This window comes from Aeromonas sp. R2-1 (assembly GCF_040908425.1).
Taxonomy (GTDB): domain Bacteria; phylum Pseudomonadota; class Gammaproteobacteria; order Enterobacterales; family Aeromonadaceae; genus Aeromonas; species Aeromonas caviae.
In genome coordinates this window covers 19,130-41,211 of record NZ_JBFODR010000029.1, presented here as the reverse complement: position 1 = coordinate 41,211, position 22,082 = coordinate 19,130, and the positions used below count along the sequence as shown (strand labels likewise).

Annotated in this window: 23 protein-coding genes; 7 read left to right on the top strand and 16 right to left on the bottom strand. The window is 60.1% G+C overall.

The features are described 5' to 3' along the window. Nucleotides 1-17: 17 nt before the first annotated feature. The 3 genes from AB5Y80_RS09850 to AB5Y80_RS09840 all read right to left on the bottom strand — a co-directional run bounded on the left by AB5Y80_RS09850 (nt 18) and on the right by AB5Y80_RS09840 (nt 2,469). Nucleotides 18-458, bottom strand: a complete 441-nt coding sequence (locus AB5Y80_RS09850) for a DUF2489 domain-containing protein (protein WP_039039514.1) — start codon at nt 456-458, stop codon at nt 18-20. 11 nt (nt 459-469) lie between these two features. Next, a complete protein-coding gene (gene yihI / locus AB5Y80_RS09845) occupies nt 470-1,051 on the bottom strand; it encodes a Der GTPase-activating protein YihI (protein WP_039039515.1) in 582 nt (193 codons plus the stop codon). Nucleotides 1,052-1,851: 800 nt separating this feature from the next. Next, the gene (locus AB5Y80_RS09840) at nt 1,852-2,469 is read right to left on the bottom strand and encodes a cytochrome c (protein ID WP_039039516.1); all 618 of its coding nucleotides are present in this window, start codon (nt 2,467-2,469) and stop codon (nt 1,852-1,854) included. Nucleotides 2,470-2,612: 143 nt separating this feature from the next. On the opposite strand from AB5Y80_RS09840, the gene yihA reads away from it, so the two are divergent. After that, entirely contained in the window at nt 2,613-3,266 is a 654-nt protein-coding gene (gene yihA / locus AB5Y80_RS09835; RefSeq protein WP_041212162.1) for a ribosome biogenesis GTP-binding protein YihA/YsxC, read from the top strand. Nucleotides 3,267-4,253: 987 nt separating this feature from the next. Here yihA and aroE read toward each other — a convergent pair. The 7 genes from aroE to AB5Y80_RS09800 form a co-directional block, all read right to left on the bottom strand. Further along, nucleotides 4,254-5,075: a shikimate dehydrogenase gene (gene aroE / locus AB5Y80_RS09830; protein ID WP_323942422.1), complete on the bottom strand. Its 822-nt coding sequence runs from the start codon at nt 5,073-5,075 to the stop codon at nt 4,254-4,256. A 103-nt stretch (nt 5,076-5,178) separates the two neighbouring features. Further along, nucleotides 5,179-6,087, bottom strand: coding sequence for an oxygen-dependent coproporphyrinogen oxidase (gene hemF, locus AB5Y80_RS09825; RefSeq protein WP_010672515.1), 909 nt, complete (start codon nt 6,085-6,087; stop codon nt 5,179-5,181). Nucleotides 6,088-6,187: 100 nt separating this feature from the next. After that, nucleotides 6,188-6,748, bottom strand: a complete 561-nt coding sequence (locus tag AB5Y80_RS09820; protein WP_039039520.1) for a Sua5/YciO/YrdC/YwlC family protein — start codon at nt 6,746-6,748, stop codon at nt 6,188-6,190. A gap of 278 nt (nt 6,749-7,026) precedes the next feature. Next, nucleotides 7,027-7,584: a topoisomerase DNA-binding C4 zinc finger domain-containing protein gene (locus AB5Y80_RS09815; RefSeq protein ID WP_336574686.1), complete on the bottom strand. Its 558-nt coding sequence runs from the start codon at nt 7,582-7,584 to the stop codon at nt 7,027-7,029. 55 nt (nt 7,585-7,639) lie between these two features. Further along, nucleotides 7,640-8,113: a DUF494 family protein gene (locus tag AB5Y80_RS09810; protein WP_010672510.1), complete on the bottom strand. Its 474-nt coding sequence runs from the start codon at nt 8,111-8,113 to the stop codon at nt 7,640-7,642. Continuing rightward, nucleotides 8,106-9,221 (bottom strand): DNA-processing protein DprA, encoded by a 1,116-nt coding sequence (dprA, locus tag AB5Y80_RS09805; protein WP_069784173.1) that lies wholly within the window; start codon nt 9,219-9,221, stop codon nt 8,106-8,108. Before dprA ends, AB5Y80_RS09810 begins: the two co-directional genes overlap by 8 nt. A gap of 1 nt (nt 9,222) precedes the next feature. Continuing rightward, the gene (locus AB5Y80_RS09800) at nt 9,223-10,311 is read right to left on the bottom strand and encodes a LysM peptidoglycan-binding domain-containing protein (RefSeq protein ID WP_368172868.1); all 1,089 of its coding nucleotides are present in this window, start codon (nt 10,309-10,311) and stop codon (nt 9,223-9,225) included. Between the two features lie 108 nt (nt 10,312-10,419). On the opposite strand from AB5Y80_RS09800, the gene def reads away from it, so the two are divergent. The 5 genes from def (at nt 10,420) to AB5Y80_RS09775 (ending at nt 16,229) form a co-directional block, all read left to right on the top strand. After that, a complete protein-coding gene (gene def / locus AB5Y80_RS09795; protein ID WP_368172867.1) occupies nt 10,420-10,932 on the top strand; it encodes a peptide deformylase in 513 nt (170 codons plus the stop codon). Nucleotides 10,933-10,944: 12 nt separating this feature from the next. After that, entirely contained in the window at nt 10,945-11,889 is a 945-nt protein-coding gene (gene fmt / locus AB5Y80_RS09790) for a methionyl-tRNA formyltransferase (RefSeq protein ID WP_368172866.1), read from the top strand. A 60-nt stretch (nt 11,890-11,949) separates the two neighbouring features. Then, nucleotides 11,950-13,242, top strand: a complete 1,293-nt coding sequence (gene rsmB, locus AB5Y80_RS09785) for a 16S rRNA (cytosine(967)-C(5))-methyltransferase RsmB (RefSeq protein WP_010672505.1) — start codon at nt 11,950-11,952, stop codon at nt 13,240-13,242. A gap of 74 nt (nt 13,243-13,316) precedes the next feature. Further along, the gene (gene trkA, locus AB5Y80_RS09780; RefSeq protein ID WP_010672504.1) at nt 13,317-14,693 is read left to right on the top strand and encodes a Trk system potassium transporter TrkA; all 1,377 of its coding nucleotides are present in this window, start codon (nt 13,317-13,319) and stop codon (nt 14,691-14,693) included. Nucleotides 14,694-14,786: 93 nt separating this feature from the next. Further along, a complete protein-coding gene (locus tag AB5Y80_RS09775; protein ID WP_010672503.1) occupies nt 14,787-16,229 on the top strand; it encodes a TrkH family potassium uptake protein in 1,443 nt (480 codons plus the stop codon). An 82-nt stretch (nt 16,230-16,311) separates the two neighbouring features. Here AB5Y80_RS09775 and rmuC read toward each other — a convergent pair whose 3' ends face one another. Further along, nucleotides 16,312-17,643, bottom strand: coding sequence for a DNA recombination protein RmuC (gene rmuC / locus AB5Y80_RS09770; RefSeq protein WP_368172865.1), 1,332 nt, complete (start codon nt 17,641-17,643; stop codon nt 16,312-16,314). Further along, entirely contained in the window at nt 17,640-17,855 is a 216-nt protein-coding gene (locus tag AB5Y80_RS09765) for a hypothetical protein (protein ID WP_223916108.1), read from the bottom strand. Before AB5Y80_RS09765 ends, rmuC begins: the two co-directional genes overlap by 4 nt. A 137-nt stretch (nt 17,856-17,992) precedes the next feature. Between AB5Y80_RS09765 and AB5Y80_RS09760 the strand changes: the two genes are divergently transcribed. Continuing rightward, complete coding sequence (locus AB5Y80_RS09760; RefSeq protein WP_010672500.1) at nt 17,993-18,505, top strand: ferredoxin-type protein NapF; 513 nt, start codon at nt 17,993-17,995, stop codon at nt 18,503-18,505. A 52-nt stretch (nt 18,506-18,557) separates the two neighbouring features. Here AB5Y80_RS09760 and AB5Y80_RS09755 read toward each other — a convergent pair whose 3' ends face one another. The 4 genes from AB5Y80_RS09755 to AB5Y80_RS09740 all read right to left on the bottom strand — a co-directional run bounded on the left by AB5Y80_RS09755 (nt 18,558) and on the right by AB5Y80_RS09740 (nt 22,039). Further along, nucleotides 18,558-19,010, bottom strand: a complete 453-nt coding sequence (locus tag AB5Y80_RS09755) for an Rrf2 family transcriptional regulator (RefSeq protein ID WP_010672499.1) — start codon at nt 19,008-19,010, stop codon at nt 18,558-18,560. A 275-nt stretch (nt 19,011-19,285) separates the two neighbouring features. After that, on the bottom strand, nt 19,286-20,125 hold the full coding sequence (locus AB5Y80_RS09750; protein WP_010672498.1) for a PfkB family carbohydrate kinase: 840 nt from the start codon (nt 20,123-20,125) through the stop codon (nt 19,286-19,288). A gap of 60 nt (nt 20,126-20,185) precedes the next feature. Then, nucleotides 20,186-21,157 carry a LysR substrate-binding domain-containing protein gene (locus AB5Y80_RS09745; protein ID WP_029313477.1) on the bottom strand — a complete coding sequence of 324 codons (972 nt, stop codon included), beginning with the start codon at nt 21,155-21,157 and terminating at the stop codon, nt 20,186-20,188. Between the two features lie 153 nt (nt 21,158-21,310). Further along, nucleotides 21,311-22,039, bottom strand: a complete 729-nt coding sequence (locus tag AB5Y80_RS09740; RefSeq protein ID WP_042882239.1) for a glutamine amidotransferase — start codon at nt 22,037-22,039, stop codon at nt 21,311-21,313. Nucleotides 22,040-22,082: the final 43 nt, after the last annotated feature.

Here is a 22,082-nt window from a genome sequence, read left to right as displayed (position 1 = left end):
CTGTCTTTGTCATGGGCTCACCGGCTTAACTGAAAATCCTTCAGTCTGGCGACATCCTCAAGGATCTGCGCCTCCAGCTCGGCCTCGTAGCCGCTGCGTTCGAGATCCATCTTCATCACTTCATTGCGCTTGAGTGCCCGCCTCGCCTCATGGGTCGGCATCTCCTTCACCTTCTCATAGAGGCCGTAGAGCCCCGGGAACTCGGTGGCAAAGGCGCGGCCCCCCTTTATTTGCAAGGCATCCAGCAGATTGGTCAGCCGGATGGCGCCTTCTGAGTAGTCGCACTGACCATCTCGTACCGCGTGGGCGATCACCCTGACACTCTCCAGAATCCGCTCGTTGCGGGCCGCAATGGCGTGCTGCTGCATCTCTTGCTGGCGTTTGAGACGCGCCATCAGGGTGCCGGCATAGACGGCAAGCCCCAGCAAAATCAGGCCACCCAACAGGGCGGCCAGCATCCATCCACTCATCACTTTTTCTTCGGCTCGGGTTTGGCTTCAGGCTGGTAGTCCGCCTGAGAGAAACGCTCCCACAGCTCCTCTTCGGAGGCAGGCTGACTCGGCTCATCAAAATCGGCATCATCAAAATCCATGTCGCCATCTTCGTCATCGTCGTTGTCGATGATGCCGAGCTCGTCCATCAGCTCCTGATAACGGTCAACCCGCTGATCGACCCATGCCTGCTCTGCGGCCTCCAGGGTTTCACCGGCATCCAGACGATCCAGCAAGGCATTGAGGCGATCATCATTCTCGATGGACGCCAGCTCCTGCTCGGGGGTCATCACCACCCGCTTCTCTTTCGCAGGCTTGGTCGCCACCGGCTTGCTGCCCTTCTCGTCGGCAATCAGCGCGATGGGCTTGCGAGAGCCGATGCGTGGATCCTTGGCCTGCTTGGAGCCGCTCTTTTTGCCCGCCTGCTCGACCTGCTGGCGGGAGCCCGCCTTCAGGCCCTTGCGCTTGGCGGCGCGCTTGCGCTCACGACCTTCCTGAGCACTGGCATCTGATTCTTTGCGCTTGCCGGTAGGCTTGCGGTTGGGTTGTTTGGCCGACATGAATGACTCCGACAAATAACTGAATGGAAACCCCCGGAGCGTGTCGTCCGGGGAGGATGCTGAAGCGGGGAACAGTAAATATGGAACAAGAGTGGGATCCCGCACCAATTCGACCACTTTGGGTCGCTGAACACCGCAGGATCGGCATCCTCTGGGCATGTTGCTGGTATTTTGACACAGAATGTCTTGGCGGGTTAATGACCCAATAGAAAAAAGGCAGCCGAAGCTGCCTTTTTCCATCATGCGAGTTCCATTCCCTGGTAGCCAATCGCCTTATCCCTGGGCGAACCACGGCGCATCATTTCGTTGGATCATCCTGATCCTTATTGACCAGTCCTGAGTGTGCGTGTGTTTGTTTGTCTAACCCAAACCGGCGACATCCTGCCTCCCATCGGGGTGGTTGCCTCCCGCAGCCCCGCTCATCCCTGGCGGTCACCATCCTGGCTTTTTGCATCTATTGCTCATCGCATGCTCCGAGCCGACATCCTGTCAAACCGAAGACGGGTCTTGCACCCTCTCTCCGGCCAATCCTTGCTGCCTACTGTAACTTCTTCGCTGGATGACTCAATCAACCAAAGCACATTTCGAACTGGTACAAAGTGATTTTTTATTTCTTAATTCATTGAAAAACAAAAAATAATTAAATATACATGAGCAATCTTTCAGACACGACCAGCCCCGTATATAGAAGATCTCTTACAGCAATGCAGGCTGTTTACGGGCGATCGCTACAACCTCAAAAAAGAACAGGGAACACAATGGTTCCCTGTTCTTTTCAACAAGATAACTAACAGGCTATATCAGTGAAGCCCCGCCACATACTTGGAGAGCGCCTCGATATCCTGATCCGTCAGCTTCTTGGCCACATCCCGCATCATGCCATTGGGATCGTTGTCGCGGGTCGCCGAACGAAAAGCGCTGAGCTGGGCCTTGATATAGGCGGGATGCTGCCCTGACAGGCTGGGATACTTCGCTTGCTCGACGCCGGAACCCCGTGGGCCATGACAGGCGGTACAGGCGGCCAGGCCTCGCTCCATGTCTCCCCCCATATAAAGCGCCTTGCCTGCGGCAACCACATCATCGGGCACGGCAACCGGCGTCACCTTCTGGCTGGAGAAATAGGCGGCAAGATCGTCCATATCCTGCTCGGACAACGGCAACGCCATGGGTCCCATGACGGGCGCAACCCGACCAGTTTGGCCAGAAGCTGCAGCCTTCAGTTCAACTAATTGTTTTTTGATATATGATGCGTGCTGACCAGCAATCTTGGGATACATGTCGACTGGGCTGTTGCCGTCCGGTCCATGACAGGCCGCACAGACGGCAGCCTTGGTTTGTCCCGCAGCGGCATCGCCCTTGGCTTGTGCCATCCCAGTTACGCCAACCATCAGAGCAAGTGTAATGACTAGGTTCTTCATGGCGTTCCAACTTTCTCGTTATTAGGCTTCCAGATCCCATGCCGCTGAAGGCATGTTAAAATAAACGCGTTCAAGCGACGCCATTTTACACTATTTCACAAAAAAGTAACTCTATAACCCTCTATCTCTATGGGGAATTTACGTTGGATACACAAACTCTGAATTTCAATAAGGTGCATTTTGTGACCAGCGCACCCGACATCCGCCACCTGCCAAATGATGGGGGTGTCGAGATTGCGTTTGCCGGTCGTTCCAACGCTGGCAAGTCGTCTGCATTGAATACCTTGACCAAACACAAGAACCTGGCACGTACCAGTAAGACCCCTGGCCGTACTCAGCTGATCAACCTGTTTGAGCTGGAACCGGGCAAACGCCTGGTCGACTTGCCCGGCTATGGATATGCCCAGGTTCCGCTGGAAATGAAGCTCAAGTGGCAAAAGTCACTGGCTGAATACCTGCAACGACGGGAGTCCCTGAAAGGGCTGGTGATCCTGATGGACATCCGCCATCCGCTCAAGGAAACCGACATGAACATGCTGGAATGGAGTTCACACCGTGAACTGCCGGTGATGCTGTTGCTGACCAAGGCGGACAAGTTAAGCCCGGGGCCCCGCAACAACCAGGTGATCAAGGTTCGTCAGGCGGTGGCAGAACTGGGCCCGCAGATCCAGGTTGAAGCATTCTCTTCTCTGACCAATATCGGCGTCGAGAAGCTGGCCCAGACCCTGAGCGGCTGGTACCTGTCCGAAGCAGACAACGCCCAGGCAGACGACGAAGATCATCAGAACGAGGAGTAAACGACTCCTCTCCCTGGCTGCAATTGGCGGAGTTGGACCTCCGCTGATTGAAAGACTTTCATGATCCCCCCATCTCCGAGCCCTCCCTCCCCGCCTTCGCCACCTCTGAAGAAAAACCTAAAAAATATATTTAAATCATACCGATAGCATGTTTAGACGCGAAAAGAATTAACTAACCATCAACCTGATACCGTTTTCATGAATATCGAGTAGAAAATCAGAATTGAAGGCTGTAACAAACGAAACTGAAATTTAATTACACAATGAGGCAATATAGGGATAAAAATGAGGCCGGTATTGTCATTGCAAACCGGCCTAAAGAAATGAGTTCAAAAATTTGGGAAAAAGCGAGTTCTCGAGAACAAAGACGATTGGTTTTCCTCAAGAAGCGCCTTCATTCTAACAAAGAACGGCAACAATTAAAGCATTTACTCTAAAAGTTGCGCATAAAAAAACGCCCCGACGATGACTCATCGGGGCTGCTATTCAGCCACATTCAATTACGTGAAATAAAAGGTCTGAAAGATAGAACATCTTACCTCTGTACCCTACGCCGACAACTGTACAGCAAAGCAGCAGAAAGTGAAAGTAATTTATGTAATTTAGTTTCAAAGATAAGGAAGATAAAAAATATTCATAATTTTCATGCAGATAAAAAAATCCCCAGTACGAATACCGGGGAGTTATAAAGGTGACTAGCTAGCACTTCCTCAACTATCCAGTTAGTCAGCAGTCCGTTACAGAAGTTCCGCTGCTTTGAGAAAAAACTCAAAAAAATTCTGCGAGTGACGGCAAAGTAAAAGTAACTTATTGTTACGCAATGGTTTTATAAAAATGGCACCTGTTCTGCCACACACCCACCGCAGAACGACCGTTTCACATCACACGCGCCGTGCCGCATCACGAGGGAGCCCTTATCCAGAGATGCAGAATCTCTACATCAGATCTGCAGATCTGCCGACAGCCCAATAGAGCGCACAAGCTGGTTCACACGACGCGCAGATTGCGCTGCAACTCTCTCAATACCTGCTTGGTGCCGGGCCGGATCCCTCGCCATACGGTAAAGGCCTCAGCAGCCTGCTCGACCAGCATGCCCAATCCATCCATGGTATGGCGCGCACCATGTTGCTTTGCCCAGCCGATGAAGGCTGTGTCCGTTGCGCCATACATCATGTCGTAGATCGCGATGTCCTGGTGGATGAGGGTTGGCGCCAAAGGTGGCAACTCTCCTTGCAGACTCGCTGAGGTGGAATTGATGATGAGATCAAACGGCCCCACCAGCTGTTCATAGGATTGAGCAGTGATGCTGCCCAGATCCCTGAACTCCACAGCCAGCTGTTCCGCCTTGGCATGGGTACGGTTGACCACGACGATCTCGCCCGGCGCTTCCGCCAGCAAGGGGGCCAGGGCGCCACGAGCTGCGCCACCAGCTCCCAGAAGCAGGATCCTGCTACCGGCAAGGTTCACTCCGTGAGCCTTGAGATCGGCGACCAGCCCGGCGCCGTCGGTATTGTCACCCAGCAGCACGCCATCATCAGTCAGTTTGATGGTGTTGACCGCTCCCGCCCGCTTGGCCCTGGGGCTCAGCCGCTCCACCAGCACGAAGGCTTGCTCCTTGAAAGGTACGGTCACGTTGCACCCCTTCCCTCCTTCGGCGAAGAAGTGGTTCAGAGCGCTGGCAAACTCATCGACGGCCGGTTCTGCCAGACCATACTCCAGCTCTTGCTGGGTCTGCCTGGCAAACAGGGTATGAATGAAGGGAGATTTGCTGTGGCGCACGGGGTGGCCAAAAACCAGATAACGATCCATCAAGGCGTTCCTTTTGAGAGCAATATCCCGATTTAACGGGTTTTCTCATGAAGGAACAAGCCGAATATCGGCCAATAAGAAGGGGCCATCATGGCCCCTCTGGTCACAACCACTCGCGCGGTTTGAGGTAGTCGCTATAGAGCAATGCCTCCGGGCTGCCAGCCTCCGGCTGCCAGTCGTACTCCCAGCGCGCCAGCGGCGGCATCGACATCAGGATGGATTCAGTGCGCCCCCCCGTCTGCAGTCCGAACAGGGTCCCGCGGTCGTAGACCAGATTGAACTCCACGTAGCGGCCACGGCGATAAAGCTGGAACGCCCGTTCCCGCTCCCCATAAGCAAGCTCCTTGCGTCGCTCGACAATCGGCAAGTAAGCCGCGAGGTAACCCTCACCCACTGCACGCATAAAGGCAAAGCAGTCGGCAAAGGGCCAGCGGTTCAGGTCATCGAAGAAAAGACCGCCCACCCCGCGCGTCTCGCCCCGATGCTTGAGGAAGAAGTAACGATCGCACCAGGATTTGAACTCGGGATAAATGTCGGTGCCGAACGGCTGACAGAGCTCACGGGAGACCTGGTGCCAATGCCTCACGTCCTCTTCGAACGGATAGAAGGGCGTCAGGTCGAAGCCGCCACCAAACCACCAGATCGGCTCCTCCCCCTCTTTCTCGGCGATGAAGAACCGCACATTCGCATGGCTGGTCGGTACATAGGGATTATGCGGGTGGATCACCAGCGATACCCCCATGGCCTCAAACCTGCGGCCAGCCAGTTCGGGGCGATGTGCGGTCGCGGATGCCGGCATGGCATCGCCATAGACATGGGAGAAGTTGACCCCACCTTGCTCGATCACCGCCCCCTGACGCAGCACCCGTGTTCTACCGCCACCACCACCTTCGCGACTCCAGGCATCTTCCACAAAGCGCCCGTATCCATCGGCCTGCTCCAGGCCACGGCAGATATCATCCTGCAATTGCAGCAGGAAGGCTTTTACCTGGGCCACATCCGGTTTGCTCATTTTATCTCCTGTCAGACAGGCATCATGCATGCACTGCCTGCACTTCTCGTATTGTCATGACCTCATCGCACAACCTGCATGAAACAGGGCCGTGCCCAACTCAGGATGGGCGAATGATGGCCCCGGTGCGGGCGTCCTTGATTTCGGACGGGTTGGCTTGCCCCCCGACTTCGCCGGGCAGAATGTAAGCCAGCTGGCTTGCCAGCAGATCGCCAATATCAGCCACCCGGCGAGCGGGCTCCTCACCGGTGAGATTGGCACTGGTGGACACCAGCGGTTTGCCAAATGCCCGGCAAAGCCCTTGCACCTGGGGATGGCCTGTGACCCGCACCGCCAGGGTCTCGAACTGACCGGTCAACCAGGACGGCGTCGTCGCGCGAGCGGGCATGATCCAGGTGAAGGGACCAGGCCAGCTCGCCTGCACGCGAGCAAGCTGCTCATCGCTGAGCTGGCTCAAGTCGATGTAGTCCTGCAATTGCGCCAGATCTGCCGCGATCAGGATCAATCCCTTCTCCACCGGCCGCTGCTTGATGGCCAGCAGCCGCTGCACGGCGGCTTCGGAATCAGGATCACACCCCAGACCAAACACGGCTTCGGTGGCATAGGCGATAACCCCTTCTCCTTGAAGGGCGGCAACCGCTTGTTCAAATTCATTTGGCATAGGCACATGCGACAGCCACGCTGCCGCCTCTCATCACTGGATTGTATGTTGAACCGACATGACGGCATCGGGACCATCACTGCTGCGATATGGGCTATATCCCTGCTCCTCTTCAGTCATGCATTTCGGCTCAGACGCTTGAGTGCATCAGTGAACCGAGCAACCGCAGGGAGTTTGAGATGGCGATCAGGTCAGGATCAAGGCAAGTTGGGCGATGCGCATCGGCTCACAACCTCACGCTGACCAGCAATCCGCCTGCCTGATCATGGGCGGCGAGATTATACCCGCTCAATCTGGTGGGAGCATTTCTTTTGCGGGCAGACCCAGCGCAGGTTTCCCCGCACCTTCTTCTCGATCACGATGCCCCAGCCACACTCGGGACAGGGCATGGGAACCGGCTTGTCATTCACCACATACTTGCAGTGAGGATAGGCGTCACACGAGTAGAACTGTTTGCCATAACGGGACGTGCGGCTCACCAGATGACCTTTACCACACTCCGGGCAGAGGATTTGGGTATCGTCACTCTCCTGAAGGGATTCGATATGCTGACAGGCCGGGTACTGGGTACATCCCACAAACAGACCGTAACGACCCTTCTTGATGGCCAGTGGATGGCCACAATCCGGACAGGACGACCCCTCGAGCACTTTCTCTATATCGCGGCCAGAGGGGGTGAGGGAGCGAATGTAATCGCAAGCGGGATAGGCTGAACAACCAAGGAAGGGACCGTGCTTGCCCTGGCGGATCACCAGTTCAGCACCACACTGCGGGCACGGCTCGCGCTCGAAGGCATGTTCGTGGGCAGAGAAGAGGTGGTGATCGATCTTTGACATGGGCCGCGCCTTGAAATCCAGATGGCCTGAATTCTACCAGCGCGGCACCGGGCTGTCAGTGGATGACGCCGTCCGACTCGTCAAACACCAGCTCTTCCATCTGCTGGTAGGCGTTTTCGCTGCCTGGCACATTGAACAGCACCATCATGACGACCCACTTCAGATCGTCCAGCTCGATGTCCGGCTTGTCCAGCTCGAGCAACCGTTCGATGCAGATTTCACGGGTTTCGGCATTCAGCACTTGCGCCTGCTCCAGGAACAGCAGGAAACCGCGACATTCAGTACTGAGGCGAACAAGCTCCTGCGGCGCATAGATCCGCATAGAGCCCTGCTGGCTTGCGGTGACATAGACTTCCCGCTCGCTGTCGTGCAGGTTGGCCAGTCGCTCCAGCCAGTTGAGCGCTTTCTCGATCTCGTCCTTGTCGAAACCGGCACGGCTCAGTTCGTCGGTGAGTTCATCCTGCTCGACCATCACATCTGCATCGCTGTGGATGTAGGTCTCGAAAAGGTACATCAATACATCAAACATGATTCGCCCTCCTCGCTCTGACGTATCCACCGGCTACCGCCATCACTGCACCAACCAGCTCCAGCTCTACCAACCTGCCCAGTACGACATCGACAGGAAGCCGGGCCCGTTCGGCAACGGTATCCACGCTCGTGGTCTCATAATCTACGTTATCCAACAAATCGGCATAAGGCAATTCGCTATTATGCTGCGCCTCGGAAGAACCGTTGGCGGGTCCGGGGGGCAAGACCAGCCTTGGAAACTCTTCCAGGATATCGGCGGCATTCAAGACCAGCTTGGCACCCTGTTGAAGCAGACGGTTGCACCCTGCTGCCTGTGCATTTTGCGGGGCGCCGGGAACGGCAAAGACCTCGCGGCCCTGCTCCAGCGCATAACGGGCCGTGATGAGCGAACCACTCTGTTCTGCCGCTTCCACCACCAGTGTCCCCAGCGACAGACCACTGATGATACGGTTGCGGCGAGGGAAGTGTTCAGCCAGGGGGCCTTGCTGGGGCGCCAACTCGGAGACAAGCAGACCTTCCTGCTCGAGGATCTGCATCGCCAACCCCTGATGACGCTTGGGGTAGAGACAATCCAGACCGGATCCGAGCACCGCCAGGGTGATTCCGCCCGATGCCAGCGCCTGCTGATGGCAAACGCCATCGATGCCCAACGCGAGGCCGGAGGTGATCGCCAGACCACAGCCCACCAACTCGGCACACAAGCGTGTCGCATTGTCTTTGCCGGCATAGGTGGGGTGGCGGGTACCCACCATCGCCAACTGTGGCAGGGAGAGGGATGAGACGTTCCCGCGGCAGTAGAGCAAGAGCGGGGCGCCGGGGATCTCTTTGAGCAGGGCAGGATATGCAGGGTCATCGGGACAGAGGAGGTGATTGCCGGGCTCGGCGGCCCAGCTCAATCCCTGCTCCACGACAGGAAGAGGCCATCTCATCTGCTGAATCTGGACACTCTGCAGGCCAAGAGCTCGCAGGGCGCCATCGTCTGAGTCAAACAGAGTTGTGATGTCACCACCCACATGAGCCAACAGGCGAGCGGCGGTGACCGGGCCTATGCCTGTAACGGCATCCAGCGTCAGCCATAGCGACAACCGCTCCAGTGGCAAGGACACGTCAGAAATTACTGACCTGATAACCAGAGCCGACCAGATCCTGGCTCTGCAGGATAAGACCGTAACTCAATTTGTCGTAGACCTTGAACAGCATGACTCTGGCAACGGCCTCGGCAGGCAGCGATGACTTGCCGGCAGAATAGAACGCCTTGTCATAGACGGATGAATATTCCCGGTATGACACCTTGCCATTCTTGTCCACCATCTCGGCTCCCGGGCGCAGGATCTCGAGCACATCGCCCGGGGCCACCTGATCACGCCCCCCCTTGTTGATGAGTACCACATCAAATTTGCCCCCACCATGTACCTTACTCGGCAGCTCGATCACATAGCCGGGGGAAATGGAAGGTGCCGCCTTTGGCATGAACACGGCAGAGATGCTCTCCTGCGACGGCAGCGGCATCACCTTGTCGCCCTGATACACCTCACGCCGGTTATGGGTCAGCGTCACTTTGGTGGTGTCGTGGGCAAGGTACTCCTCTGCCCGCACCGTGCCGACAAAAATTGCCTCCTGACCGAGCGACTCGCCGGTATGCTTGTCCTTGTATGCCACCCCCGGGCGATAGAGGCCATAACTCTGGCCCGGGTTCAGGGCTCCTTTCACATAGAGAATGTCGCCCTCCAGCATCCCGACATGCTTGTCATTGTTGCCGAGCACATAGGGCAGGTCCTTGCTCTGCTGGCTGTTGGCCAGAATGTGGTCGGTCTGCAGGAAGGGCGCTATCTCGCTCAGAGGCAGGGTCGGTATGGGATTGGCCTTGTTTTCATAGCGGTTCTTGGGTGAGAGACGGATGACCTGCTTGCCCCCCTGATTGGCTTTGCCGAGCCGAGGCTCACCATTGACCCAGCTCAGGTGCAGCACGTCACCGGGATAGATCCAGTGGGGATTGGCGATCTGCGGATTGATGTTCCAGAGGCGTGGCCAGAGCCAGGGTTCGGCCAGATACTGGCCCGAGATATCCCAGAGGGTGTCCCCTTTTTGCACCACATAAGTCTCGGGGTAACCGGATTTGAGCGTCAACTGCTGTGCCATGGCGCCACCGGCCAGGGCTGTCGCCAGGCAGGCGACGACGATTTGCTTCAGATACATAACACTCCCTGTTACTTCTGCACGCAAAGTGTTGCTGTTTTTTGTCGGCGTAAATGACTAGAATTACGTCAATATTGACTGCGTTTATATGAAACTAAAGAAAAAATTATGGCCATTCTAGATGTATTGCGTTTCCCCGATGAGCGTCTGCGCACAATCGCGGCCCCTGTCGAAGCCTTTACACCCGAGTTACAACACATTGTAGATGATATGTTCGAAACCATGTACGCGGAGGAAGGCATCGGCCTGGCCGCGACCCAAGTCGACATTCATCAGCGCATCATCGTCATCGATGTCTCCGAGAACCGCGAAGAACAGCTGGTGTTGATCAACCCGGAGATCCTGGAGCAGTCCGGCAGCACCGGCATCGAAGAGGGCTGCCTCTCCGTGCCCGGCAACCGTGCTCTGGTTCCGCGCGCCGAGTGGGTCAAGGTCAGGGCGCAAGATCGCCACGGCAACACCTTCGAGCTGGAAGCGGACGATCTGCTCGCCATCTGCATACAACATGAGATGGATCATCTGGTCGGCAAGCTGTTTGTGGATTACTTGTCCCCGCTCAAGCGCCAGCGCATTCGTCAGAAGCTGGAAAAGATGGCCCGTGAAGATCGCAAAGTCCTCTGAGGATACGCTCCATTGAACAAGCTGAAACTGATTTTTGCCGGTACCCCCGACTTCGCCGCCCGTCATCTGGCGGCGTTGTTGTCTTCCGGCCACGAGGTCGTCGCCGTTTATACCCAGCCGGACAAGCCCGCCGGTCGCGGCCAGAAGCTCACCGCCAGCCCGGTCAAGGAGCTGGCGCTGGCCCACGATCTGCCGGTCTACCAGCCTGCCTCCCTGCGCAATGAAGCGGCGCAGACCGAACTGGCCGCTCTGGGTGCCGATCTGATGGTCGTCGTGGCTTATGGCCTGATCCTCCCCAAGGCGGTGCTTGATACGCCGCGTCTGGGCTGCATCAACGTCCACGGCTCCCTGCTGCCGCGCTGGCGCGGTGCCGCCCCGATTCAACGCTCCATCTGGGCGGGGGATGCCGAAACCGGCGTCACCATCATGCAGATGGACGTGGGGCTGGATACCGGCGCCATGATCCGCAAGGTAACCTGCCCCATCGCCAGTGATGAGACCTCTGCCAGCCTCTATGACAAGCTGGCCGGTCTGGGCCCGCAGGCACTGGTCGATACCCTGGACGCCATGGCTGCCGGCGACACCGCTGCCGAGCCCCAGGACGATGCGCTGGCCAACTACGCCGAGAAGCTCTCCAAGGAAGAGGCCCGCATCGACTGGTCGATGGACGCCGTTGCCATCGAACGCTGCATCCGTGCCTTCAACCCCTGGCCCATCAGCTGGTTCGACGTCGCCGGACAGACCGTCAAGGTGTGGCAGGCCGAGGTCGTCGCACGGGATCACGGTCAGGCAGCCGGCACCCTGCTCAAGGCCGACAAGCAGGGGATCGAGGTTGCCACCGGTCAGGGCGTGCTGCGCCTGCTGACCCTGCAACCTCCCGGCAAGAAGGCCATGTCCGTTTCGGATCTGCTCAACTCTCGCCGCGACTGGTTTGAACCTGGCACGCAACTGATTTGATCTGGATTGAATTGACACAAGCGGGGCCCTGGCCCCGACTTGTGCATCTAAGGTAACGCTATGAAAACACGCGCACAGGCTGCTCTCGTCATTCAACAGGTGCTGGATCAGGGTCAATCTCTCTCCGCCGTTCTGCCTGCTGCCCAAGAGAAGGTCGCCCCTCGCGATCGCGCCCTCCTGCAAGAACTCTGCTACGGCACCCTGCGCTGGCTGCCCCGCCTCGATGCGGCGGTCAGCGAGATGATGGACAAGCCGCTCAAGAACAAGAGCCGCATCTTCCACTACCTCATCCTGGTCGGCCTCTACCAGCTCATCTATACCCGCATTCCGGCTCACGCCGCCGTGGCCGAGACCGTCAACGCCGTCAAGCTGCTCAAGGGTTCTTCCCTGCGCGGCCTCATCAACGGCGTACTGCGCAACTTCCAGCGCAGCGCCGAAGTGATCCTGCTGCGCATCGACCGCGTTCCCAGCGTCCGCCTCGGCCACCCCGAATGGCTCACCAAGCGCCTGCGTCAGGCCTATCCCGATGACTGGGAGTTCATCATGGAGGCCAACAACCAGCGCCCGCCCATGTGGATCCGCAACAACAGCCAGCGCCAGAGCCGCGAGGCCATGCTGGCCCGCATGAGCGAGGCGGGCATCCCGGCCATGGCCGGTGTGGAAGGGGAAGATTGCATCCTGCTGGAGCGCCCCTGCGACGTGACCAAGCTGCCCGGCTTCGAGCAGGGTGACTGCTCGGTGCAGGACGGTGCCGCCCAGCAGGCCGCCGCCCTGCTCGATCCCCAGCCGGGCGAGTGGGTGCTGGACGCCTGCGCCGCCCCCGGCGGCAAAACCGCCCACCTGCTGGAACGCCAGCCGGCCCTTGCCGGCGTGGTTGCCGTCGACGCTGATGACAACCGCCTCAAGCGGGTGCAGGAGAACCTGGATCGTATCGGCCTTCAGGCCCAAGTCATCCACGGTGATGCCAGCACGCCGGATCTGTGGTGGCCACAGGGGCAGTTCGACCGCATCCTGCTGGATGCCCCCTGCTCCGCCACCGGCGTCATCCGCCGTCACCCCGACATCAAGTGGTTGCGCCGGGATCAGGACATCCGCGAACTGGCCGAGCTGCAACGCCGCATTCTCGATGCCCTCTGGGGCAAGCTGAAGCAGGGCGGCACTCTGCTCTACGCCACCTGCTCCGTGTTGCCGGAAGAGAACCGGGAGCAGATCCGCGCCTTCCTGGCCGATACCCCGGATGCCCGCCTGGTGCCGTTGCATGCAGAAGACACCCCGGCCTGTCCGGGTCGCCAGTTCCTACCCGGCGAGGCGGAGATGGACGGCTTCTACTATGCCAAGCTCATCAAGCTGTAGGCCGAACCGGCGGATGGCAGGCCCGGTGACGGGCCGCCTCATTACGAAGCAACAACCTTGAGTAAGATGGCCTTATGAAAATCATCATTCTGGGCGCAGGTCAGGTGGGTGGCACCCTGGCCGAGAACCTCGCCGGCGAGAACAACGACATCACCATCGTCGACACCGACAGCGAGCGCCTGCGCGAACTGCAGGACAAATTCGACCTGCGGGTGGTGAACGGCCACGGCGCCCATCCCAGGGTGCTGCGCGAAGCCGGCGCCCAGGATGCCGACATGCTGGTCGCCGTCACCAACAGCGACGAGACCAACATGGTCGCTTGCCAGGTCGCCTACTCCCTGTTCAACACCCCGAACAAGGTGGCGCGCATTCGCTCCCCCGCCTATCTGGTGGAGCGGGATCGCCTGTTCCTGCCCGAATCCGTCCCCGTGGACCACCTGATCGCCCCGGAGCAGCTGGTGACCGACTACGTGCGTCGCCTGATCGAGTATCCGGGGGCGTTGCAGGTGGTGGATTTTGCCGACGGCAAGGTGGGCCTGGTGGCGGTCAAGGCCTATTACGGCGGCCCCCTGGTGGGCAATGCGCTCTCCACCCTGCGGGAACACATGCCCAACATCGAAACCCGGGTCGCCGCCATCTTCCGCCAGGGGCGCTCCATCCGCCCCCAGGGCACCACCATCATCGAAGCCGATGACGAGGTGTTCTTCGTAGCTGCGGCGGGCCATATCCGTGCCGTGATGTCTGAACTGCAACGCCTCGAGAGCCCCTACCGGCGCATCATGATCGTCGGCGGCGGCAACATAGGCGCCGGCCTCGCCCGCCAGCTCGAGAAGCGCTACAGCGTCAAGCTCATCGAGCGCAACCAGAAGCGGGCGGAGCAGCTCTCCGAACACCTGGAACACACCATCGTCTTCTGCGGCGATGCGGCGGATCAGGAGCTGCTGGCGGAGGAGCACATCGACCAGATCGACGTCTTCATCGCGGTGACCAACGAGGATGAGGCCAACATCATGTCGGCCCTGCTCGCCAAGAAGATGGGGGCCAAGAAGACCATGGTGCTGATCCAGCGCGGCGCCTACGTGGACCTGGTACAGGGCGGCTCCATCGACATCGCCATTTCCCCCCAGCAGGCCACCATCTCGGCCCTGCTGACCCATGTGCGCCGTGCCGACATCGCCAACGTCTACAGCCTGCGCCGCGGGGCGGCCGAAGCCATCGAGGCGATCGCCCACGGGGACGAGAACACCTCCAAGGTGGTGGGCAAGACGGTGGGCGAGCTGAAGCTGCCCCCGGGCACCACCATAGGCGCAGTGGTGCGCGGTGATGAGGTGCTGATCGCCCACGATCGCACCCAGATACAGCAGGATGACCACGTGGTGATGTTCCTGGTGGACAAGAAGTACATCCCGGAAGTGGAGCGTCTGTTCCAGCCCAGTCCCTTCTTCCTGTAAGCCGGCCATGTCTCTGGCAACGGTATCCGGACCCGGCCCCTTTTCTCAGGAAAGGTCCGGGTCTTTTTTCAATCAACGACCAGGTTATCTTGCATGATCAAGCTGCATCCCATCGTCTTCACGCTCGGGCTGGTGCTCTCCAAGCTGGCGCTCTTCATGTGGCTGCCCACCCTGCTGGCCCTGCTGACCGGTTCGGAAGGTTTCGTCGAATTTCTCAAGTCGGTCTTGATCACCCATGGTGCCGCACTGCTCTGCCTCCATTACGGTCGCAAGGCGGAGTTTCACCTCGGGGTGCGGGAGATGTTCCTCCTCACCACCTCGGTCTGGGTTGTCGCCTGCGTCTTCGGGGCCCTGCCCTTCGTCTTCATCACCCATATCGACTTTGCCGACGCCTACTTCGAGACCATGTCGGGGGTCACCACCACGGGCTCCACCGTACTGTCGGGGCTTGACGGCATGGCTCACAGCATTCTGCTGTGGCGATCCATCCTGCAGTGGCTGGGCGGGGTCGGTTTCATCGTGATGGCGGTGGCGGTGCTGCCCTACCTCAACGTCGGGGGCATGAAGCTGTTCCAGACCGAGAGCTCGGATTGGTCCGACAAGAGCGCCCCCCGCGCCAAAACGGTGGCCAACAACATAGTGCTGGTCTATCTGGTACTCTCCATGCTCTGCTTCCTCGCCTACTGGGTGAGCGGCATGAACCTGTTCGAGGCGGTCAACCACGCCATGACGACCCTGAGCACCGGCGGCTACTCCACCTCGGACCAATCCATGTCCCACTTCTCCCACGCGGCGCACTGGATAGGCACCCTCTTCATGTTCCTCGGTGGCCTGCCCTTCCTGCTCTATGTGCAGGCTCTCTCCCGCCGTGACAACAGCCTGTTCAAGGATGCCCAGGTGCAGGGCTTCTTCTGGCTGATCGTCTGGGTGACCCTGGTCGTCACCTTCTATCTCTGGGTGAGAGACATCTACGGCTTCATGGATGCCTTGCGCATCAGCAGCTTCAATATCGTCTCCGTGCTCACCACCACGGGTTTCGGACTCGGCGACTTCGGCACCTGGGGCCCGCTCACCACCATTATCTTCATCATCCTGCTGGCACTCGGCGCCTGCTCCGGCTCCACCTCGGGCGGGCTCAAGATCTTCCGGGTCCAGGTGGCCTTCGCCCTGTTCAAGAAACAGATGCGCCAGCTGATGCACCCCTCCGCCGTGTTTCCCCAGAAGTACAACGGCCGTCCGGTCAACGACGCCATCATCCGCTCCCTGATCTCCTTCGTGCTGGTCTACTTCGCCATCATCCTGCTCATCGCCGCCCTGCTCGCCGCCATCGGGCTGGACCCCCTGACCGCCATCTCGGGCTCCATCACCGCCGTGGCCAACGTGGGCCCGGGCATGGGGCCTGTCATCGGTCCCAGCACCAACTTCGCCAGCCTGCCGGATGCGGCCAAGTGGATACTGTCGTTCGGCATGCTGCTGGGACGCCTCGAGATCCTGACGGTGGCGGTGCTCTTCTTCCCCTCCTTCTGGAAGCAATAAGCAGCCGTCCAGGCTGTTGCATGAAACGAAAAGGGCAGCCAATGGCTGCCCTTTTCGTTGTCCCGGCGAATGACGACTCCCCTCAGTCCGCCGACTCCTCCCGCTCCAGCGCCCTGTCCACCAGCGCGTCCGGCAAGGGCTTGGTCACCTCGACCCCCAGCTCGCGAAAGCGCTCGGCCTGGGCGATCAGGTTGCCACGACCGTTGACCAGCCGGCCCATCGCCTTGTCGTAGCTCTCCTGCGCCTTGTGCAGGCTGCCCCCCATTTGCTGCATCTCCTCCACGAACAGCCGCAGCTTCTCGTAGAGGCGGCCGGCCCGCTCCGCTATCTGGCGCGAGTTCTGGTTCTGCCGCTCGTAGCGCCACAGGTTCTCTATGGTGCGCAGCGCCACCATCAGGTTGGTGGGGCTCACCAGCAGGATGTTGTGTTCCAGCCCGTAGCGCACCAGGGAAGGGTCCGCTTCCAGGGCAGCGAGGAAGGCAGGCTCCACCGCCACGAACATCAGCACATAGTCCAGGGTGCGCACCCCGGGCAACTGCTGGTAATCCTTGCGGCCCAGCTCGCGGATATGGTTGCGCACCGAGGCGATGTGCTCCTTGAGCGCCACCGCCTTCTCCAGATCATCAGCGGCGTTGTACCAGCGCTCATAGGCGGTCAGCGACACCTTGGCGTCGATGATGATGTCTTTGTCCTGGGGCAGGTGGACGATGACGTCGGGCTGGTAGCGCTTGCCCTTGTCCACCTCGATGTTGACCTGGGTGTGGTACTCATGCCCCTCGCGCAGGCCGCACTCGGAGAGGATCCGCGCCAGCACCACCTCCCCCCAGTTGCCCTGCTGCTTGCTGTCGCCCTTGAGGGCCCGGGTCAGCGCCGCCGCCTCTTCGGTCATGCGGGCGTTGAGCTCGGCAAGGCGCTCCAGCTCGAACTTGAGGTTGTGGCGTTGGGCCGTCTCCTGGGCGTGGGTCTCTCCCACCTGGCGGCGAAAGCCCTCGAGCTGCTCCTTGAGTGGAGTCAGCAGGAGATCCATGCTGTTCTGATTCAGTTCGCGGAAGTTGCCGGCATTTTGTTCAAAGATACGATTGGCGAGGTTCTCGAACTGCTGGCTGAGGCGCTGTTCAGCCTCTTGTTGCAGTTGCAGCTTCTCGGCGCTGGCGATGCGTTCGCTGCGCAGAGTCGCCTCGGCTTCCTTGAGGCGGGCGGTGAGCTTGAGCAGCAGGGTCTGCTGCTGATCCAGCTTCTGCTGAGCCAGCATCTTCTCGTCCTGCAGCGCGTCCCAGCGATCCTGCAACCCCTGATGACGCTCCTCCAGCAGCAGCGCCTCTTCACGGCCGCTGCGTCGCCCCCACCACCAGCCGAACAGCAGCGCCAGCCCGCCAGCCAGCATGGCAGGCCACCAGGTCAGCAGCGGGGTCATCGGCGCCCCCGCTGGCGCAGGAAGAGTTCGAGATAGCGGTTGAGCAGCAACCAGATCAGCACAAAGAGCAGATAGGCCGCCAGCACCACCCACTTGTGGCTGTTGACCCCGGTATCCAGTTCACTGAACTCGATACCCTTGAGATGGCAGTAGGCCCACATCAGCAGGGGGAAGACATAGAGCAGAGAAGCACGCCACAGAAATAGCCACATGAGTTCATTCAATCCCGCAAAAAGACCCGCCTAGCTTACACAAGGGCAACCCGGCTTGCGATCCTGCCCGCCGCTATTCTCTGGCTTGCCGGCCTAAAACTGGATAAAATTAACCCCTAATAGGTATAGAGGTGGGCATGACGCATTTTTTCTGTCGCTGGCTGGCACACGCATGGGGGAGCCCCCGCAGACCCGAGGTGGTCTGCCATGAGGCACGCCCGCCCTGGGCCATCGACGAGTCCCAGTTCCTCACCCTCTGCACCCGTTGTGGCGACTGCTTCAAGGCGTGTCCCAACGGCCTCATCAAGCCCGCCGATCGCCCCGAATATGACGGCAGCCCCATCGCCGGTACCCCAGTGCTGGATCTCGCCTGTGGCCAGTGCAGCTATTGCGGCAGCTGCGCCAGAGCCTGCCCCACGGGCGCACTGGATCTCTGCCTCGGCCGTCAGGTGCAGACCCGGGTCAGGATAGAGGCGAGCTGCCAGGCCCGTCAGGGCTACTACTGCCTGCTGTGCGAAGATGCCTGCCCCCAGCAGGCGATCAAGGTCGGCAGCGAGGGAGTGACCGTCAACATGGCCGCCTGCGATGGCTGCGGCGCTTGCGGCCTCGCCTGTCTGCACGGAGCCATCACCCTTGTGCCCCAGCTCTGACCGCTGGCAATGACAGAGGGGCCCGCAGGCCCCTCTGTCATTCACCGTGGCATCATGCCATGGTCAGGATATTATCCTGCTCTATGCCGAGAAGGTGGCACAGACGAGTGGGATCCCGCACCGCATCCGCCAAAGTGTACTCCCCCAGTACCTCCAGGAAGGCGTGCATGGCGCGGCGCAGAATGCCCTGGATGCGGCAGCCCCCGGAGAGACGGCAGTTTTCGCGCTTGCAGTCCACCGGGCAGAGCACGTGCTCCATGTCCATCACCACATCGCGCAGGTTGATGGAGACGGCGGCACGGCCGAGGCGGATGCCCCCATGCTTGCCACGCACCGTCTCGATGTAACCCTTGATGCCGAGCTGATGCACTATCTTGACCACGTGATTGCGGGAGATGGCGAAGGTGTCGGCCACTTCCGTGATGGTCGACAGGCGATCACCGGGCTGGATGGCCAGGAAGGTCAGGGTACGCAGGGCGTAGTCGGTAAATCGTGTCAGTTGCATGGTCGCACTTGCCTCTTACTACAAGCCAGAAATCAGGACGACAGCCGGTGGCCAAAGAGGGGGTCTGCACATGCGTGCGCACGGGATGGGCTTCTTCGACCGAGTCGTGAAGTCACAAGGGTAAGAGCAGCCCGGGCGGGTGTCGACGAAGATGTACATAAATCGACACTTTCTTTGATTGATCGCAAACTTGCCGCCTCGGCGAGGGGTTTTGGCGGTTTCCGTCGACAAACCCCCACCTCCTCTGCCATCGCCGGAGCCGTTGTCCGGCGAGTTCAGTGGGGCTGTTTCAGCCAGTTGCGCAGCGCCTGGGAGGGGATGGAGCTCTCGGAAGCCACCGCGAAGGCGCCCCAGTCCACGGCGCACTGCAACGCATCGGCCATGGCCATGCCCCGCGCAAGACCGTGGATGAGGCCGCCCGCGAAGGCATCCCCCGCCCCCGTGGTATCCACCACGGAGACCGGTCGCGCCGCCACCCTGACCTGCTCCTCCCCGTGAATGGCCACGGCTCCCGCCTTGCCTTCGGTCAGCACCAGCCATTCGAGCTGATCCCCCGCGAGCTGGCGGGCATGCTGCCAGGGGTCGCTCACCTCGCCGAGATCGGAGCGGGAGGCCACCAGCACGTGGCAGGGGCGGCGGGCCTGCCCCCCCTTGGGATACTGGGCCACCACGAAACTCTTGGCGAGCATCTGGCGCATGTAGCCCACGATGGCGGTGCCCGGATAGTTCACATAGAGGCAGTCCACCCCTTCGGTCGGCAGATCCCCCGGCAGATCCGGACGACGTGGGCGCCTGAGGATGGTGCGCTCACCGGTGGCGTCCACCAGCACCAGCAGCTCGCCGGTCTCGCCGCCAAAGCGTTCCACATGGCTGCAATCCAGGCCGTATGAGGCCGCCTGCTCCAGCAGCCAGTCACCGGTGTCGTCCAGCCCGACCCGGGAGGCGATGATCACCTCGTGCCCCGCCCACACCAGTCCGATGCCGGTATTGGCGGCGCCGCCGCCGAGTCTGCGCCCCTGATCCACGTATTGCAGCCGCGCCCCCGCCACCAGGGGTTCGGCCAGGGAGAGCACATGATCACAGTTGAGATTGGCGAGCAGCAGGATGCGGGACATGGAAACCTCGGCGGGAGGAGGCCGGCCCCCCGGGGTGCCGGCACAGAAACGGAAGCGGGATCAGTAGACGGGCAGCTCCACCCCTGACAGCAGCTCGTCGATGCGCGCCTGGGTCGGCTGCTGCATCACGTTCTGGATCATCTCCTTGGTGAGATGGGGGGAGAAGGAGCTGATGAAGTCATACATGTAGTTCTGCAAGAGGATGCTCTTGCTGAAGCAGATCTGGGCCGGGCAGGGCTCGAACAGGTGCTCCAGATTGATGGCCACGAGGCCGGGGGCATCGCTATCGTTGGCAACCAGAGAGGAGATGATGCCGATACCAAAGCCCAACTCCACGTAGCGCTTGATGACGCCGGCATCCATCACCGTCATGTAGTAGTTGGGGGTGAGGCCGGCCGCCTGGAACACCTTGTCCTGCACCTGACGCCCGGTGGCGCCGCTCTCGTAGCTCAGGATGGGATACTGGCAGAGCTGCTCCAGGGTCGGCTTCTTCACCTTGGCCAGGGGGTGCTCCTGGGGCACCACCAGGGAGAGGGTCCAGAGGTAGGCGGGCAGCGCGATCAGCTCCTTGTCGAAGCCTATCTCGTGGGCCACGATGGAAAAATCCGAGTATCCCTTGCTGATCTGCTCCTTGGTGGCGGACATCACAGGATGCAGGTGGAACGAGATCTTGGGGTACTTTTTGGTGAAGTAGGTGACGCTTTTCGGCAGCAGGTAGCGGGCGATGGTGTGGGTGGTATGGATGTTGAGGGTGCCCACGGTCGGATCCAGGTACTCCCGGGAGATGGCCTTGATCTTGCTCTCGATATTGAGCATGGCCTCGGCACACTTGATGATCTCCTCCCCCACCGGGGTGATCCGGTGCAGGTGCTTGCCGCGGCGCTCGAAGATGCGCACCCCCAGCTCGCTCTCCAGCAAGCCGATCTGCTTGCTCACCCCAGGCTGGCTGGTATAGAGCGCATCGGAGGCAACGGAGACGTTGAGATTGTGGTCCCGCACCGCGATCAGATACTTCAACTGCTGTAGTTTCAAGGTTGCCCCCTCACAGACTGACGCGGCGCTCGTCGATGGACCAGGCCGCCAAAAATGGCGGCCAGTGTATCATCCGGACTGGGCATATCGCCGCTTGATCCTTCATTTTGCTACAAAATCTAGCATCAGCGCGGTGGATATGACAAACGGGGTTCAGCGCACGTCGGCCCCGATCGGCAGGATGCCGAGGAACTGCAGCAGCCACTGCATCATGGTGGCGGAATCCACCTCCCCTTCCAGGGAAGAGAGACTGCTCTGGTAATGCGCATCGGGCAGCCTGTCCCGTCGCCGCTCGATCAGGGCCCGGTTGTACGCCACCGAGAATTCCGGGTGCCCCTGGATGGCGACGATGTGATCCCCCTGCAGGAACATGAAGTTGGGGCAGAAGTCGTTGCCCGCGAGCAGGGTCGCCCCCGGCGGAAGCTGCTCCACCTGATCCTGGTGGCTTGCCAAGATGCGGATGGTGTCCAGCCCCGGCGCCATCCAGGGTTTTGTCGTCTGCATGGCATGGACCGACACCCCCAGCCCCCACCCCTTGGTGGACTTCATTACCTCCCCTCCCAGGGCCTGGGCGATCACCTGATGGCCGAAGCAGACCCCGGCCAGCTTGACGTTGGCATCGTGGGCCCGGCGGATCCAGTCGCGCAGCGCCAGGATCCAGGGGATGTCGCTGTAGGCATCGTGACGCGAGCCGGTGATGAGCCAGGCATCGCATTCGGTCAGATCCGGGGGCAGATCGCCGTCGAGGGCGGACCAGACCCGAAATTCCAGCTCGGGGGCCAACGCCCGGAAACCCTTGATAAACATCTCGGAGTAAACGGGACCAAAATCCCCCACCAAATCGGGGTCCAGCCGGTCACAATCGAGAATACCCAGTCGCATCTGTTACTCCTTGACAGAAGCGCCCCCGCAGACCGGCGGCCTG

Coding starts and splice junctions, on each gene's coding strand:
- AB5Y80_RS09850 (WP_039039514.1), bottom strand. CDS start 458: ATGCTGGCCGCCCTGTTGGGTGGCCTGATTTTGCTGGGGCTTGCCGTC.
- yihI (WP_039039515.1), bottom strand. CDS start 1,051: ATGTCGGCCAAACAACCCAACCGCAAGCCTACCGGCAAGCGCAAAGAA.
- AB5Y80_RS09840 (WP_039039516.1), bottom strand. CDS start 2,469: ATGAAGAACCTAGTCATTACACTTGCTCTGATGGTTGGCGTAACTGGG.
- aroE (WP_323942422.1), bottom strand. CDS start 5,075: ATGGATCGTTATCTGGTTTTTGGCCACCCCGTGCGCCACAGCAAATCT.
- hemF (WP_010672515.1), bottom strand. CDS start 6,087: ATGAGCAAACCGGATGTGGCCCAGGTAAAAGCCTTCCTGCTGCAATTG.
- AB5Y80_RS09820 (WP_039039520.1), bottom strand. CDS start 6,748: ATGCCAAATGAATTTGAACAAGCGGTTGCCGCCCTTCAAGGAGAAGGG.
- AB5Y80_RS09815 (WP_336574686.1), bottom strand. CDS start 7,584: ATGTCAAAGATCGATCACCACCTCTTCTCTGCCCACGAACATGCCTTC.
- AB5Y80_RS09810 (WP_010672510.1), bottom strand. CDS start 8,113: ATGTTTGATGTATTGATGTACCTTTTCGAGACCTACATCCACAGCGAT.
- AB5Y80_RS09800 (WP_368172868.1), bottom strand. CDS start 10,311: ATGTATCTGAAGCAAATCGTCGTCGCCTGCCTGGCGACAGCCCTGGCC.
- def (WP_368172867.1), top strand. CDS start 10,420: ATGGCCATTCTAGATGTATTGCGTTTCCCCGATGAGCGTCTGCGCACA.
- rsmB (WP_010672505.1), top strand. CDS start 11,950: ATGAAAACACGCGCACAGGCTGCTCTCGTCATTCAACAGGTGCTGGAT.
- trkA (WP_010672504.1), top strand. CDS start 13,317: ATGAAAATCATCATTCTGGGCGCAGGTCAGGTGGGTGGCACCCTGGCC.
- AB5Y80_RS09775 (WP_010672503.1), top strand. CDS start 14,787: ATGATCAAGCTGCATCCCATCGTCTTCACGCTCGGGCTGGTGCTCTCC.
- rmuC (WP_368172865.1), bottom strand. CDS start 17,643: ATGACCCCGCTGCTGACCTGGTGGCCTGCCATGCTGGCTGGCGGGCTG.
- AB5Y80_RS09765 (WP_223916108.1), bottom strand. CDS start 17,855: ATGTGGCTATTTCTGTGGCGTGCTTCTCTGCTCTATGTCTTCCCCCTG.
- AB5Y80_RS09760 (WP_010672500.1), top strand. CDS start 17,993: ATGACGCATTTTTTCTGTCGCTGGCTGGCACACGCATGGGGGAGCCCC.
- AB5Y80_RS09755 (WP_010672499.1), bottom strand. CDS start 19,010: ATGCAACTGACACGATTTACCGACTACGCCCTGCGTACCCTGACCTTC.
- AB5Y80_RS09750 (WP_010672498.1), bottom strand. CDS start 20,125: ATGTCCCGCATCCTGCTGCTCGCCAATCTCAACTGTGATCATGTGCTC.
- AB5Y80_RS09740 (WP_042882239.1), bottom strand. CDS start 22,039: ATGCGACTGGGTATTCTCGATTGTGACCGGCTGGACCCCGATTTGGTG.